The organism is Kitasatospora sp. NPDC001095 (genome assembly GCF_053598615.1).
In genome coordinates this window covers 36,738-51,820 of record NZ_JBSFKQ010000006.1, presented here as the reverse complement: position 1 = coordinate 51,820, position 15,083 = coordinate 36,738, and the positions used below count along the sequence as shown (strand labels likewise).

Sequence of the window (15,083 nt, the reverse complement as noted above, 5' to 3'; positions counted from 1 at the left end):
ACGATTCGCCAAAACGCTGAGGGTCCATGTCATGGGCTTCGGCGGATCGGGGCACACCGAAGGCCGCCCACTCCCGTAGGGGTGCGGGCGGTCTTCGCGTGACTGGGCGTCAGGCGGTTCGGGGGCCCGGCTGCCGGGCCCCCGAACCGGGCGTCAGTTCCAGTCGAACTCCTGCGGGTCCGGGCCGATCCGCTTGCCGGTGGCCACGGCGGCGATCGCCGTGAGGTCCTCGGCGTCCAGCTCGAAGCCGGTGACGTCCAGGTTCTCGCGGATCCGGGACGGGGTGACCGACTTCGGGATGGCGATCACGCCGTTCTGGAGGTGCCAGCGCAGCACCACCTGGGCGACGGTGCGGCCGTGCTTCTCGGCGATCTTCGCCAGCGCGGGCTCGGCGAGCAGTTCCTTGCCCTGGCCCAGCGGGCTCCACGCCTCGGTGGCGATGCCGTGCTCGGCGTGGAAGGCGCGCAGCTCCGTCTGCGGGAAGTACGGGTGCAGCTCGACCTGGTTCAGGACCGGGGCGACGGTGGCCTCGTCGAGCAGGCGGGTCAGCTGCTCGGTGCCGAAGTTGGAGACGCCGATCGACCTGACCCGGCCGTCCGCCTTCAGCTGCTCGAACGCCTTCCAGATGTTCAGGTAGCTGTCGCCGTGCATCGGGCGCGGCCAGTGGATCAGGTAGAGGTCGAGCTGCTCGAGGCCGAGCTTGGCCAGCGAGGCGTCGAACTCGCGCAGCACCGCGTCGCGGCCCTGCTCGCCGGACCAGTCGCGGGTGCCCGAGTTCCACAGCTTGGTGGTGATGTAGAGGTCCTCGCGGGCCACGCCGCCCGCCAGTGCCTCGGCGATCGCCGCGCCGGTGCCGGCCTCGTTCTCGTAGATGGCCGCCGTGTCGATGGAGCGGTAGCCCGCCTCGATCGCGGCGCGGACGGCCGGGGTGGCCTCTGCGTCCGGGACCTGCCACACGCCGAAGCCGAGCTGCGGGATCTGCGCGCCGTCGTTGAGGGTGACGGTGGGGATGGTGCTCACGGGAAGGGGTGCCCTCCTGATTGTCCTGTGGTTCCAGTGGGGGCAACTGGTGCCCCGGTGTGATTGTTCCCGCGGAGCGGGCGAAACTTGAGTGAAGCTTTGCGAGGGTTTGCCCTGGGTGGCGGCCCCGCCGGTGGCGGGGCGGAGACCGCCCTGGTGGGGGACCGTCGGGGAGCCGTGAGGACCTCCGGGGGCGTGTGGGGGCTTGTGGACTCGCGTGCGGGGGGCGTGCGGAGACTGTGCGCGGGGGCGTGCGGCCCGGCGTGCAGGGGGCGTGCGGGCCATGGGGTGCGGCGGTGTGCGGGGTGTGGCGTGCGGGGGTTGCGCGGTCCGTGGGGTGCGGGGGCGCGGGGGTGGGAGGCCGCGGTGGAAAAACCTGTTGCGCGGATCACACGGAGCTTGGCAGGCTCGCGGCCATGACCTCCTGACTTCCGGGCCCTTCGTGCCCGTTCCATCTCCGTCCGGTGTCTCCTCCGGGCGCATCGCCGATGTCGCGCCGACGCCGTGCCGCCGCGCCGCGCATCATCCGTCCGTCGGCTCCGGCCGCCTGCCGTTCGGCCGCCGCCCGCGCTGCGCGCACGTCACCGAGGCGTTCCGTGCGCCCTGTTCCCCCGAACTCCCCGTACCCCGTGCGCCCGTGCACACCCGCACCCGCGCACCGCTCGCATCGGAGTGTCATGCTGCTCACCCCTCTGCCGCTGGCCGACCCCGGCAGTCCCGACCTCTCCTCACCCCTGGCCTTCCTGCGCTGGCTGCAGCGCAGCCAGTGGCGCGGGCAACTGCTCGCCACCCTCTGGGCGCTGATCGAGACGGGGTGCCAGGCCGCCCTGCCGGTACCGCTCGGGTTCGGCGTGCAGGCCGCCGTGGACGGCGACGCCGGCGGGATCTGGCGCTCCGGCGGGCTCCTGCTGCTGCTGGGCGCGGGTGCCTCGTTCGGGACGGTGCTGCTGCACCGTCAGGCGGTCTGGAACTGGATCCACGCGGCCACCCACGTCCGGCAGTTGGTGGCCCGGCAGGCCTCGCACCTGGGGGCCGGGCTGTCCCGCCGGATCGCCACCGGCGAGGTCGTCGCGGTCGGCAGCGGGGACGTCGAGCGGATCGGCTGGTACGTCGAGCTGGTCGCCCGGGTCCGGGCCGCGGTGATCGTCTGGCTGGCCGTGAGCGTGGCGGTGCTGACGGTCGATCCGGTGCTCGGGATCGGGGTGCTGCTCGGCGTCCCGGTGCTGGCGGCCTCCGTCTGGCCGCTGATCGGCCCGTTCGAGCGGCGCTACGAGCAGCAGCGCGCCCTCGGCGGCAAGGCCACCGAGCTGGCGGCCGACACCGTCGCGGGGCTGCGGGTGCTGCGCGGCATCGGCGGCGAGGAGCTGTTCCTGGAGCGGTACCGCGCCGCCTCCCAGAAGGTCCGCGCGGCGGCCGTCCGCTCGTCCCGGATCTGGTCGCTGATGCAGGCGCAGCAGGTGCTGCTGCCCGGGCTGTTCGTGGTCGGCGTCACCTGGTACGGCGCCCGGCTGGTGGCCGACGGCGAGCTCGCCGTCGGCACCCTGATCGCGGTGTACGGCGCGACGGCCTTCCTGGCCGCTCCGCTGCGCGTCCTGGGCGAGGCGGCGCACGCCTGGAGCGTGGCCCGGGTCTCCGCCGGGCGGGCCGTGCGGGTGCTCTCGCTGGCCCGGACCGCCGGCACCGCCGAGGCCTCGCTGGCCAGGCCGGACAAGGCGGACCTGCACGACCCGGCGAGCGGGCTGACCGCGCGGGCCGGCGAGCTGACCGCGGTGGTCTGCGGCGACCCGGACTTCGCCGGGTCGCTGGCCGAACGGCTGGGCGGGCACGTGCCGCTGGCCGAGGGCGAACGGGCGCAGGCCTCGGTGCGGCTCGGCGGCACGGAGCTGGACTCGGTGCCGCTGGCCGAGGCCAGGGCGGCGGTGCTGGTCCACGACAAGGAGCCGGTGCTGCTCTCCGGCACGCTGGCCGAGCTGTTCGACATCCCCTCCTCGGGGCGGGTCCCGGCAGCCGCGGCCCTGGCGGCGGCCCGGTCCGACGACGTGCTGGAAGCCCTGGTGGACGGCTCGCCCGAGTGCGGGGGCGACCCGATGCGCGCCCGGATCACCGAGCGCGGACGCTCGCTCTCCGGCGGGCAGCGCCAGCGGCTCGCGCTGGCCCGCGCCCTGCTGGCGGACCCGCCGGTGCTGGTGCTCGACGAGCCCACCAGCGCGGTGGACGCGCACACCGAGTCGCGGATCGCCACCGGGCTGCGGGACACCAGGGCGGGCCGCACCACCGTGGTGTTCGCGACCAGCCCGCTGCTGCTCGACCAGGCGGACCGGGTGGTGCTGCTGCAGGAGGGCCGGGCCGTCGCGGCCGGGCGGCACCGCGAGCTGATGCGGACCGAGCCGGCCTACCGGGCCGTGGTCACCCGCGAGGAGGAAACGGCCCGTCCGGTGGGTGGGGCCGTATGAGGACCGCCGTCAAAATCCCTGCCCCACACGCGAGGAGTACGTCATGAAGCCCCCCGTCCAGGAGGAACAGGGGCCCGTCGCCACCCTGCCGGTCGGTTCCCCGGCCGCCGTGCGCGAGTACCTGCTGCTGCTCGCGCGGCGGCACCGCGCCGGGTTCTCCGCCGTGGTGGTGCTGCACTCGACGGCCACCCTGGCCGGGCTGGTCGGGCCGTGGGTGCTCGGCCGCCTGGTCGAGTCGCTGGCCACCGGCACCGCCGGGTCCACCATCGCGGTGGCGGTCACCTGGTACCTGCTGGCACTGGTGGCCCAGGCGGCGTTCACCGGCTGGTCGCGGATGCGCGGCGCGGTGCTCGGCGAGCGGGTGCTGGCCGACCTGCGGGAGGACTTCCTGGTCCGCTCGGTGGCTCTGCCGACCGGTGTGCTGGAGCGGGCCGGCACCGGGGACCTGGTCTCCCGGGGCACCACCGACGTCGACCGGCTGGACAAGTCGGTACGCGAGGCGGTGCCCGAACTCGCCGTCGCCGTGGTGTCGTTGCTGCTGGTGCTCGGTGCGCTGCTGGTCACCTCGCCACTGCTCGCGCTGACCGCGCTGATCGGGCTGCCACTGCTGCTGGCCAGCTCCCGCTGGTACTTCCGGCGCGCGCCGCAGTCCTACCGCAGCGAGGCGGCCGGGTACGCGGCGGTGAGCAACGTGCTGGCCGAGACGGTCGACGCCGGGCGGACGGTAGAGGCGCTGCGGCTGGGCGACCAGCGGGTCCGGTTGACGGACCGCAAGCTGCGCGAGTGGCTGGCCTGGGAGCGGTACACCCTGTGGCTGCGCTCGGTCTGGTTCCCGACCATCGACGCGGTCTACACCACGGCGGTGCTCGCCACCCTGGTGCTCGGCGGACTGTTCACCCTCCGAGGCTGGATCACCGTGGGCCAGTTGACCACCGGCGTGCTCTATGCGCAGATGCTGACCGGTCCGGTGGACCTGATCCTGCGCTGGTACGACGAGCTCCAGATCGGCCAGGCCTCGCTGGCCCGGCTGGTCGGCGTGCGCGAGGTGCCCGAGCACGAGGGGGACGAGTCCGCCCGGCCGGACGGCCGTCGGGTCGAGGCCAGGGACGTCCGCTTCGGCTACCGCGAGGGCGCCGACGTCCTGCACGGGATCAGCCTGGACGTCGCCCCGGGCAGCCGGGTCGCGCTGGTAGGGCCGTCCGGGGCGGGCAAGTCCACCCTCGGCCGGCTGCTCGCCGGGATCTACGCCCCCGGCCGCGGCAGCGTGACCCTCGGCGGGGCGGCGCTGGCGCGGATGCCGGCCGAGCGGGTGCGCGCGGAGGTCGCGCTGGTGAACCAGGAGCACCACGTCTTCGTCGGCACCCTGCGGGACAACCTGCGGCTGGCCGCGCCCGACGCGGACGACACCGAGCTGCGGGCAGCGCTGGAAGCGGTGGACGCCGGGGCCTGGGTGGACGCCCTGCCGGAGGGGCTGGACACCGAGGTCGGCTCCGGCGGCACCTCGCTGACCCCGCCGCAGGCCCAGCAGCTGGCGCTGGCCCGGCTGGTGCTGGCCGATCCGCACACCCTGGTGCTGGACGAGGCCACCTCCCTGCTGGACCCGCGGGCCGCCCGCCACCTGGAGCGCTCGCTCTCCCGGGTGCTGGAGGGCCGGACGGTCATCGCCATCGCCCACCGGCTGCACACCGCGCACGACGCGGACGTGATCGCGGTGGTCGAGGACGGGCGGATCAGCGAGTACGGCAGCCATCCGGACCTGGTCGCGGCGGGCGGTCCGTACGCGGCGCTCTGGCGGTCCTGGCGGGACGAGCGGTAGCGGGAGGTCCGGGCCGGGGAGCTTCCGGGGAGCTTCCAAACCCGTACGGGGCTCGATTACCCCGTACGGGTTACTCCCCGGCCCGGAATGGCGCGTAATCGGGCAAATCGGCCGTACGGCCCGCAGACTGCTCCGGTGACCAAGATTTCAGACGGCTCGTCCCGCTCCTCCCGCGGTGAGATCGGTGGGATTCCCACGCGCTACATCGGGATCGGCGTCATCGTCGTCCTCGCCGTGTGGTTCCTGTTCGCCAACCTCGACAGGGTGCAGATCCAGTTCTGGGTCTTCACCGTCACCGCGCCGCTCTGGATCGCGCTGCTGGCCACGCTGATCGCGGGCGTCGTGCTGGGCTGGCTGTTGAAGGGGCGGCGCAGCAAGTGACCGCGGCCCCCGGGCCGGCCCCGACCGGCGCCTCGGCCTTCACCCCGCTGATCGAGGTGCGCGGGGTCAACAAGCACTTCGGGGACCTGCACGTCCTCCAGGACATCGACCTGACGGTCGGGCGCGGCGAGGTCGTCGTGGTCATCGGGCCGTCCGGATCCGGCAAGTCCACCCTCTGCCGGGCGATCAACCGGCTGGAGCCGATCGAGGACGGCACCATCCTGATCGACGGCGAGCCGCTGCCCGAGGAGGGCAAGGGCCTGGCCAGGCTGCGCGCCGAGGTCGGCATGGTGTTCCAGTCCTTCAACCTGTTCGCGCACAAGACCGTGCTGCAGAACGTCTCACTCGCGCAGATCAAGGTCCGCGGGCGGCCCAGGGCCGAAGCGGACGAGAAGTCCCGCGCGCTGCTGGAGCGGGTGGGCCTCGCCTCGCACGCCGCCAAGTACCCGGCGCAGCTCTCCGGCGGGCAGCAGCAGCGGGTCGCGATCGCCCGCGCGCTGGCGATGGAGCCCAAGGCGCTGCTGTTCGACGAGCCCACCTCGGCACTCGACCCCGAGATGATCAACGAGGTGCTGGACGTCATGCGCCAGCTCGCGAGCGAGGGCATGACGATGGTCGTGGTCACCCACGAGATGGGCTTCGCCCGGGCCTCCGCCAACCGGGTGGTGTTCATGGCCGACGGCCGGATCGTCGAGGACCGTGCCCCGGAGGACTTCTTCAGCGCTCCCGAGAGCGATCGCGCCCGGGACTTCCTGTCCAAGATCCTGAAGCACTGAGGCGGCGCCGTGAACCGTGAGACGACGCCCGCGGCTCGGCGCCTGACGACGTCCGTGGCTCGGCCTCTGACGACGTCGTCCGCGGCGCAGCCGGTCGCGAGGCCCGTGGCGACGTCGGTGACGAGGCCCGTGACGAGGCCGGTGGCGAGGCCCGCCGCGCGGGCGGGGAGGCGGGTGCTCGCCGCCGTCCTGCTGCTCACCGCGCTGCTGGCGGGTTGCGGCAAGCCCGGCACCCCGCCGCCCAAGGGCCCGCAACCCAGCGCGCTGCCCACCTACCAGGTGCAGGACGCCTCCGCGATCACCGGCTCGCCGACCCTGGACGCCGCCCGCAGCCGGGGTTACCTGGTGGTCGGTGCCAAGGAGGACCAGCCGTACCTGGGCCAGAAGAACCCGGCCACCGGCGAGTACTCCGGCTTCGACATCGAGATCGCCAAGATGGTCGGCGCCTCGCTGGGCTTCCCGCCCGACCGGATCCGGTTCAGGACCATCGCCTCTGCCAACCGCGAGACCGCCCTGCAGAACGGTCAGGTGGACTACTACGTCGGCACCTACACCATCAACGAGAACCGGAAGAAGCTGGTCGGCTTCGCCGGCCCGTACTTCATCGCCGGGCAGTCGCTGCTGGTGCGCAGGAACAACGACACCATCCACGGTCCGGAGGACCTGGACGGCAAGAAGGTCTGCTCGGCGGCCGGTTCGACGCCGTACCAGCGGATCCAGTCGCAGTTCCCGAAGGCCAAGCTGATCGGCTACGACACCTACTCGGCCTGCGTCGACAACCTGATCACCGACCAGGTCGAGGCGGTGACCACGGACAACGCGATCCTGCTCGGCTACGCGGCCAAGGTGCCCGACGAGCTCAAGGTGGTCGGACCGCTGTTCTCCACCGAGCCGTACGGGATCGGGGTGCCGAAGGAGGACACCGTGCTGCGCGGCGCGATCAACGACGCGCTGGAGCACCACATGCAGAACGGCGACTGGCAGAGGGCCTTCGAGGCGACCCTCGGCCTCTCCGGGGAGCCGGCGCCGACCCCGCCGCAGATCGACCGGTACTGAGAGGCCACGCCGTGAAGACGCTGACCGACAACTGGTCGACCTACTGGGAGGGCTTCCTCGGCACGCTCTCGCTGTTCGTGGTGAGCGCCGTGCTGGCGCTGGTGCTGGGCGTGCTGGTCGCGGGCTTCCGGGTCTCACCGGTCAAGCCGCTGCGGGTGTTCGGGACGCTGTGGGTGACGGTGCTGCGCAACACGCCGCTGACGCTGCTGTTCTTCATCGTGGTGCTGGGGCTGCCCCGGTTCAACATCACCCTGCCCTTCTACACCTTCGCGGTGCTGGCGCTGGGCTGCTACACCTCGGCCTTCGTCTGCGAGTCGATGCGCTCGGGCATCAACACGGTGCCGGTCGGGCAGGGCGAGGCGGCCCGCAGCCTCGGCATGAGCTTCGGGCAGACGATGGGCCAGGTGGTGCTGCCGCAGGCGTACCGCTCGGTGGTGGCACCACTCGGCAGTGTGATGATCGCACTGGCGAAGAACACGGCGATCGCCGGTTCGTTCAGCGTCACCGAACTGCTGGGCACCTACCGGACCATCAACGAGCTGGGCTACAGCATCGTCTGGACCTTCGTCTGGATCGCCGTCGGTTACCTGATCATCACCCTGGCCATCAGCGCCGTCTTCAACCTGCTGGAACGACGAGTGGCGGTGTCCCGATGACCGTTGAATCCTCGGCGCTGTACGACGTCCCCGGTCCGAAGGCGCTCGCCCGGCACCGGCTGTACGGCGGAATCGCGCTGCTGCTGATCGCGGCGCTGATCGGCTGGGTCGTCTACATGATGTTCCACACCCAGCAGTTCACGTACGAGAAGTGGATGGCCTTCGAGTACCGGGGCGTGCAGGAACTGCTGCTGCGCGGGCTCGGCAACACCCTCAAGGCCTTCGGCTGGACGGTGCTGTTCGCGCTGCCCTTCGGCGCGCTGTTCGCGGCCGGGCGGCTCTCCGACCACCGGGTGGTGCGCTGGTTCGCCACCCTGGTGGTGGAGTTCTTCCGGGCCATGCCGGTGCTGGTGATGATCTTCTTCGTCTTCGTCGCGCTCAAGGTGCAGCCGCTCTGGGCGCTGGTGGCCGGCCTGGTGCTCTACAACGGCTCCGTGCTGGCCGAGGTGTTCCGGGCCGGCGTGCTCGCCGTGCCCAAGGGGCAGCGGGAGGCGGCGTACGCGCTCGGCATGCGCAAGACCCAGGTGATGTCCTACGTCCTGGTGCCGCAGGCCAACCGGGCGATGCTGCCGGCCATCATCAGCCAGCTGGTGGTCGCGCTCAAGGACACCTCGCTGGGGTTCCTGATCACCTACGAGGAGTTCCTGCACGCGGGCAAGCTGATCGCCACCAACCTGGACTACGACCTGCCGTTCATCCCGGTGGTCATGGTGATCGCGCCGATCTACATCGGCATGTGCCTGCTGCTCTCCTGGCTCGCCCGCTTCGTGGAGCGGCGCAGCCGGCGCAGCCCGAGCGTGCGCGGCGGGGCGCCGGTGGTCGAGGCCGGGGTGGCGATGGGGCTGCCGCCCTCGGTGCAGCAGTGACGGTGCGGTACTGAGAACGGGTGAGGTACCGAGAAGGTGAGGTACCGAGAAGGAGCGGTCCTGAGCAGGCCGGTTCGGGGCTGAACCATAGGTGCGGGTGGGGTCGGGGTCGATACCTCCAAATTCCTCTTATGATTCTCGGGCGCCCGGACGCGGCTGAAGCACGGCTGCGGCACAGCCGGGGCACGGCCGAAGTGCGGTATCGGCACGGCCGGAATGTGGTCGACGCGTGGCCGGAGCGGGCTGCCGAAGGTGACGAGCGGGTGGGAGGGATCATGGAGCCGGTGTTCGATTCGCGGCACATCAGGACGTTCCACGAGGTCGTCCGGGCCGGCTCCTACTCGGCCGCCGCCCGCGAACTCGGCTACACCCAGCCCGCCGTCACCCAGCAGATGAAGGCGCTCGAACGCACCGTCGGCGTTCCGCTCTTCACCCGGGCGGGGCGCGGACTGCGGCTCACCGAGGCCGGCGAGGCGCTCTCCCGGCACGCCGAGCTGATCCTCGGCAGCATGTCGGCCGCCCAGCAGCAGCTCGCCGCGCTCGCCCGGCTGCGCGCCGGGCGGGTGCGGGTCTGCGCCTTCCCCAGCGCCAACGCCACCCTGATACCCCAGGCGATGGCCCGGCTGCTGGCCGAGCACCCCGGCGTGCGGGTGGAACTGCTGGAGGCCGAGCCGCCGGACTCCGTCCAGCGACTGCTGCGCGGGGAGTGCGACATCGCGCTGGCCTTCCGCTACCCGGGCGGGGCCACCGAGGTGCCGGAGGGCCTGGACGAGATCCCGCTGATGGAGGACCTGCTCACGGTGCTGCTGCCGGTCGGGCACCCGCTCGGCCGCCGGCACGCCGTACGGCTGGCCGACCTCGGCGGCGAACGCTGGATCGCCGGCTGTCCGCGCTGCCGGGCCAACCTGCTGCACGTCTGCGCGGAGGAGGGTTTCGCGCCGGACATCGTGTTCTCCACCGACGACAACCTCGCGGTGCAGTCGCTCGTCGCCGCCGGGGTCGGGATCGCGCTGATGCCGGCGCTGGTGCTCTCCTTCATGTGCCACCGCAAGGTCACCGGGCGGGCCGCCGAACCGCACCTGCGGCGGCAGGTGAGCGCGTACGTGCTGCGCGAGCACCGCCGGATCCCGGCCACCGGACTGGTGCTGGACCACCTGCGGCAGGCGGCGGCGAGCCGGGTCGGGTGCTGAGCAGTCCGACCGACACATAAGCGTTGATGGGGAGGTTGCTTACAAACCCTCCTTGGACGTGATGGGTCGATCCATTCGAACCTGTGGGGATGACACCCTCAGCCACGGTCGGCAGCGGCCGACTCACCGAGCGGATGACCGCGCTGATCAGTGAGATCCGCGCCGTCGTGGACCGCGGGCTCCCGCCGGAGCTCACCGCCTACCTGGTCGGCGAACGCCTCGCCCCGCACCTGCACGCCGACCCGGACGGGCCGGACGCGCTGCTCACCGCCGCCCAGCGCGAGGGCGACCCGCAGCGCTACCGCCAGCACGTCCTGCACGCCGAGGAGGACGGCAGCTTCTCCGTCGTCGCCCTGGTCTGGCTGCCCGGACAGCAGACCCCGATCCACGACCACGTCTCCTGGTGCGTGGCCGGCGTCCACCAGGGACAGGAGAGCGAGACCCGCTACCGGCTGGTCTCCGAAGGCCCCACCGCCCGACTGGTCGAGACCGAGCACGTGGCCGGCCCGGCCGGCACCGTGGCCGCCTTCGCCCCGCCCGGCGACATCCACCTGGTGCGCAACTCCTGTAGCAGCACGGCGATCTCCATCCACGTCTACGGCGCGGACGTCTCACGGCTCGGCACCAGCATCCGGCGGGTCTACCGGCTGCCCGCCGACCGGCAGCAGTGAGCGCGGCGTGGCACTGACTCTTCGGCAGACGCTCCGGCACCGCGCCGCCCGTACCCGTTCGCTGCCCCCGACGCGCGGGGACGCCCCCGGGCTGCTGCTCGCGGCGCTCGGAGTGGCCGCCGCTCTGGGCGTCCACGCGCTGGTACCGGCCGTGCCCGAGCTCACCGCCGCCGTCGTGCTCGGCATGGTGGCGGCGCACCTGCCGGGATTGCGCCCGGTGGTCCGCGGGATCGCCCGGCCCGGGCTGTCCACGGCCGGGAAGCGGCTGATGCGGCTCGGGATCGTCCTGCTCGGGCTCAAGCTCAGCCTGGACGACGTGCTCGGCCTCGGCTGGGCCACCGTCGCCATGGTGCTCGCCGTCGTCGCGGCCACCTTCGCGGGAACGCTCTGGCTGGGCCGGCGGCTCGGCCTGCCGGGGGACCAGCCGCTGCTGGTCGCCACCGGCTACTCGATCTGCGGGGCCTCGGCGATCGGCGCGGTCAGCCAGGCGGCGGGCAGCGAGGAGGAGGACGTCGCGGCCTCGGTGGCGCTGGTCACCCTGTGCGGGACGCTGGCGATCGCCGTGCTGCCACTGCTCCAGCATCCGCTCGGGCTCGGCGAGTTGGAGTTCGGGCGCTGGGTCGGGGCGAGCGTGCACGACGTCGGGCAGGTGGTCGCCACCGCTCAGACCGGCGGGCCGGGGGCGCTGCGGGAGGCGGTGCTGGTCAAGCTGATGCGCGTGGTGCTGCTGGCGCCGCTGGTCGCGGGGGTCGCCGTGGCGGTGCGGCGGAACCTGCGGGCGGCGCGGGTGGCGGCCTCGGTTTCGGTTTCGGCGGAGGTTCCGGTGGGGGCCTCGGTGGGTGCCCCGGCGGGGGCTTCCGCGGTCGGCGGGGCGCGCGACGGGGCGGGCGACGGCGCGGGCGGGAAGTCGGGTGAGAAGTCGGGTGGGAAGTCAGTGAAGGCCGGCAGCCGTCCGCCGATCGTGCCGCTGTTCGTGGCGGGGTTCCTCGCGATGATCGTCCTGCGGACCACCGGAGTACTGCCCGAGCGGGCGCTCGGCCTGGCCGCGGACGCCCAGGAACTGCTGCTGGCCGCCGCGCTGTTCGGTCTCGGCAGCGCGGTCCACCTGCCGACCATGGCCCGCACCGGCGGGCGGATCGCCCTGCTCGGGCTCGGATCCTGGGTGGTCGTCGCGGGCGTCTCGTACGCGGGGGTGCTGGTCACGAACTGACGGGCCCGGATGCGGACTCGGCTATTGTCGGGCGGGTGACCGCCCCGCCCCGTAACGGGTCGGCCCCGCAGCCGAGTTCGACCCGAGTCCGCCAAGGAGGACGGATGACCACCGCACTGCCCGAACGCGACGGCCACGAGGCCGTTGTCACGCTCGACCGGCGGGAGGGCCCGTACGGCGAGGTGGTGCTCCGGCAACGCGGTCGGGACTTCGAGATCATCGCCAACGGCTGCTTCCTGATGGACACCGCCGATGGGCGCTCGGAGCGGCTGCTCATCCAGGCGGCGCTGGACGAGCTGGACCGTACGGGCCGCGCGGCCGAGCGCCCGTCGGTGCTGATCGGGGGCCTCGGGGTCGGCTTCTCGCTGGCGTACGCGGCGGCCGAGCCGCGCTGGGGGCGGATCGCCGTCGTCGAGCGGGAGACCGCGATCATCGACTGGCACCGGACCGGCCCGCTCGGCGCCTTCTCGGACGGCGCCCTGGACGACGAGCGGGTCGAGGTGTTCCACACCGATCTGCTGGAGTACCTCGCGGCGGCGGACGGCGAGCGCTACGACGCGCTGTGCCTGGACATCGACAACGGACCGGACTGGACCGTCACCGAATCCAACGACGGGCTGTACGGCGCGGATGGACTCGCGGTGCTGTGGCACCGCCTGCGGTCGGGCGGGGTGCTGGCCGTGTGGAGCGCGCAGCCCTCGCCGGCCTTCGAGGAGGCGCTGTGGGCGGTGGGGTTCACGGATGTGATGACGCACGAGATTCCGGTGGCCCGGGGGGTGCCGGACGTGGTGCACCTGGCCCGGCGGGCGGCTTGAGGGCGGAGGACCACTGGTAGTAACGGATGACAGCTAACGGCTGACAGCCGACAGGTAACAGATTTCAGATTTCGTTCGCTGAAATCTGAACCTTGTCAGCTGTCGGCTGTCACGTGTCACCTGTCACCCGTTCGTCGCGGCGGCGCGCAGCGGCTCCTCCCGCACCAGCAGCTCCCCGTATCCCTCCGGCTCAGCCGAACGGGCGGTTCTCCGGTGCGGCGTTGGCTTCGTCCGTCTCGTCCGCCGGCTCCGGTTCGGCCGCCGACGCGTCCGCGAAGCCGTCCATGGCGAAGGGGTTGAAGTCCGGCGGCGGGACCATCACCGGGGTGCCCTTGCGCGGGGTGGGTTCCTGGCTGTCCGCGGGCTGCCCCGAACCCTGGTCCGTCGTTTCCGCCGCGGTGGGCGGGGACTGGGCCGGGATGACGGGCGGGGTCGTGGGCGGTGGCGGGACGGCCGGGCCCTGGGCGGGCAGCGTGGTGCCGAACGGATCGGGCTTCTGCTCGGCCGCGACCGTGGTGCCGAACGGGTCGGCGATCGGAGCGGCAGCGGAGGGCTGGGTGGCGGGCGGGTCGCTCGCCACGTCCGGGCTGCCGTCCATGGCGAAGGGGTTGAAGTCCGGCGGTGGGACCATCACCGGGGTGCCCTTCGGCCTGTCCGCGGCATCCTGCGCCGTCTCGTCCCCACCGGCAGCGGGGGCCTCCGCCACCGGCGCGAAGGGGTTGAAGTCCGCGGGAGGCACCCGTACCGGCGTGCCACGCAGGTGCACGGGCTTCTCCGCCGACTCCTCCTCGACGCCGGCGGGTTCAGGAACGGGCGCAGGAACAGGCGCGGGCTCAGGCTCGGGAAGGGGAGCCGGAGCCGGAACAGGTGCCTGGGTCGGCACGGTTCCCACCGCGGTCGGCACGCCGTCCCAGCCGAACTGGATGCTCTTCAGCAGCTCCGCGAACGCCTCCGTGTACAGCTCCCAGTCCTCCGGCCGCGCCGTGGACAGCTGGGCGCACAGCACCGTCCCACCGTCCGGCAGCGGGACGAAGGCCTGGACGGCCGAGGTGACCACCCAGCGTCGCTGCCCGTCGGCGGCCAGCGGGCCTGGCACCGGGACGGTCCGGCCCTCGACCAGGACGGCGGCCGGCCCGGCCGGCAGCAGGACGGTCCACACCTCGGCGTGCCGCCGGACGGTGGCCAGCTCGGTGGCGAGCGCGGTGATCGGCAGCGGGTGCCGGGCGAGCGAGACGACGAGGGTGGCGTCCGAGTAGCGGCCGTCCAGCTCCAGGGCGCAGACGCCGGCGTAGACGACGCCCGCGTCGCGGATCAGGTCGGCCAGGGTGGCGGAGATCACCGCGAAGTCGCGCCGGGGCTCCGGGCCGGTGGCGCTGAACAGTTCCTCGGCGACCTCGGCCAGGTGCCGGGCCAGTTCGTCGGCGGCCGCCACGGTGGCCGGGGCGGCGCCGCCGGTCCGGTCCGTGCCGTCGGGCAGCGGGGGCACCGCCCGGGCGGAGACGCCGGGCGGACCGTCCGGGGAGGTCAGCGAGTGGAAGCCGGGCGGTACGACCAGCCGGACCTCGGCGCCCGCGCCGGTGGGCAGTTCGACCGGCTGACGGGTCTGCTGCCCGGCCGCCAGCGCGGCCAGCGCGGGGGCGAACGGCGGACGCAGCTTGGCGTCGGCGAACTCGCCGGTGACCGGGAGCTGGAACAGCGCGGCCGAGGTGGTGCCCCGGTCGGCGATGGCGCCGCGCACCGCGCCGCCGCCGTAGCGGGTCTGGAGCGCGGCGACCACCCGGTCGGTGAGCCGTGCGCCGGTGCCGGGACGGGCGGTGCCCGCGGTGGTCACCGTGCCGAGCCGGTCGACGGCGGTGTGCACCGGGCCGTTGGGGGCCAGCGGCAGGCCGAACAGCGCCTCGCCGGCCGGGTGTTCGCCCGTCCGCAGGGCGCTCAGCGAGGCCGCCGGGTGGCGAGAGGTGTGCTCGTCGAAGAGGGCGTCGGTGAGGGTGCCGAGGGTCGCGCAGACCTGCTCCGCTGCCGCGAAGGGGTTGGCCTCCACACTGAACTGGACGTCCTGGGTCAACTGGTGAGCCCCCCGCTCTGCTCCGTCTGCCGTCGGTGGTTCGAGTGGGACCGGGCGCGCCGCGGCGGCGTGCCGTCAGATCCCTGCTCATTCCTATCAGAGCCCACC

Annotated in this window: 13 protein-coding genes; 11 read left to right on the top strand and 2 right to left on the bottom strand. The window is 73.1% G+C overall.

The features are described 5' to 3' along the window. Positions 1-153: 153 nt before the first annotated feature. A complete protein-coding gene (locus ACWDBB_RS07925; protein WP_449788741.1) occupies positions 154-1,020 on the bottom strand; it encodes an aldo/keto reductase in 867 nt (288 codons plus the stop codon). Between the two features lie 677 nt (positions 1,021-1,697). On the opposite strand from ACWDBB_RS07925, the gene ACWDBB_RS07920 reads away from it, so the two are divergent. The 11 genes from ACWDBB_RS07920 to ACWDBB_RS07870 all read left to right on the top strand — a co-directional run bounded on the left by ACWDBB_RS07920 (position 1,698) and on the right by ACWDBB_RS07870 (position 12,910). Further along, the gene (locus tag ACWDBB_RS07920; protein WP_449788740.1) at positions 1,698-3,473 is read left to right on the top strand and encodes an ABC transporter transmembrane domain-containing protein; all 1,776 of its coding nucleotides are present in this window, start codon (positions 1,698-1,700) and stop codon (positions 3,471-3,473) included. A gap of 43 nt (positions 3,474-3,516) precedes the next feature. After that, on the top strand, positions 3,517-5,289 hold the full coding sequence (locus ACWDBB_RS07915) for an ABC transporter ATP-binding protein (RefSeq protein WP_449788739.1): 1,773 nt from the start codon (positions 3,517-3,519) through the stop codon (positions 5,287-5,289). Positions 5,290-5,424: 135 nt separating this feature from the next. Next, positions 5,425-5,670 carry a LapA family protein gene (locus tag ACWDBB_RS07910; RefSeq protein WP_449788738.1) on the top strand — a complete coding sequence of 82 codons (246 nt, stop codon included), beginning with the start codon at positions 5,425-5,427 and terminating at the stop codon, positions 5,668-5,670. Continuing rightward, positions 5,667-6,446 (top strand): amino acid ABC transporter ATP-binding protein, encoded by a 780-nt coding sequence (locus ACWDBB_RS07905; protein ID WP_449788737.1) that lies wholly within the window; start codon positions 5,667-5,669, stop codon positions 6,444-6,446. The genes ACWDBB_RS07910 and ACWDBB_RS07905 overlap by 4 nt, the downstream gene beginning before the upstream one ends. Before the next feature lie 174 nt (positions 6,447-6,620). Further along, positions 6,621-7,502 (top strand): glutamate ABC transporter substrate-binding protein, encoded by an 882-nt coding sequence (locus ACWDBB_RS07900; protein WP_449788736.1) that lies wholly within the window; start codon positions 6,621-6,623, stop codon positions 7,500-7,502. A gap of 11 nt (positions 7,503-7,513) precedes the next feature. Continuing rightward, complete coding sequence (locus tag ACWDBB_RS07895) at positions 7,514-8,158, top strand: amino acid ABC transporter permease (RefSeq protein WP_449788735.1); 645 nt, start codon at positions 7,514-7,516, stop codon at positions 8,156-8,158. Next, positions 8,155-9,024: an amino acid ABC transporter permease gene (locus tag ACWDBB_RS07890; RefSeq protein ID WP_449788734.1), complete on the top strand. Its 870-nt coding sequence runs from the start codon at positions 8,155-8,157 to the stop codon at positions 9,022-9,024. The genes ACWDBB_RS07895 and ACWDBB_RS07890 overlap by 4 nt, the downstream gene beginning before the upstream one ends. Positions 9,025-9,308: 284 nt before the next feature. Further along, entirely contained in the window at positions 9,309-10,214 is a 906-nt protein-coding gene (locus tag ACWDBB_RS07885; RefSeq protein ID WP_449788878.1) for a LysR family transcriptional regulator, read from the top strand. Between the two features lie 89 nt (positions 10,215-10,303). Beyond that, entirely contained in the window at positions 10,304-10,885 is a 582-nt protein-coding gene (locus ACWDBB_RS07880; protein ID WP_392875662.1) for a cysteine dioxygenase family protein, read from the top strand. Positions 10,886-10,898: 13 nt separating this feature from the next. Then, on the top strand, positions 10,899-12,095 hold the full coding sequence (locus ACWDBB_RS07875; protein WP_449788877.1) for a YeiH family protein: 1,197 nt from the start codon (positions 10,899-10,901) through the stop codon (positions 12,093-12,095). Between the two features lie 104 nt (positions 12,096-12,199). Continuing rightward, positions 12,200-12,910: a spermidine synthase gene (locus tag ACWDBB_RS07870; RefSeq protein ID WP_449788733.1), complete on the top strand. Its 711-nt coding sequence runs from the start codon at positions 12,200-12,202 to the stop codon at positions 12,908-12,910. Between the two features lie 190 nt (positions 12,911-13,100). Here the strand turns inward: ACWDBB_RS07870 and ACWDBB_RS07865 are convergent, their stop codons facing one another. Then, on the bottom strand, positions 13,101-14,975 hold the full coding sequence (locus ACWDBB_RS07865; RefSeq protein ID WP_449788732.1) for a hypothetical protein: 1,875 nt from the start codon (positions 14,973-14,975) through the stop codon (positions 13,101-13,103). Positions 14,976-15,083: the final 108 nt, after the last annotated feature.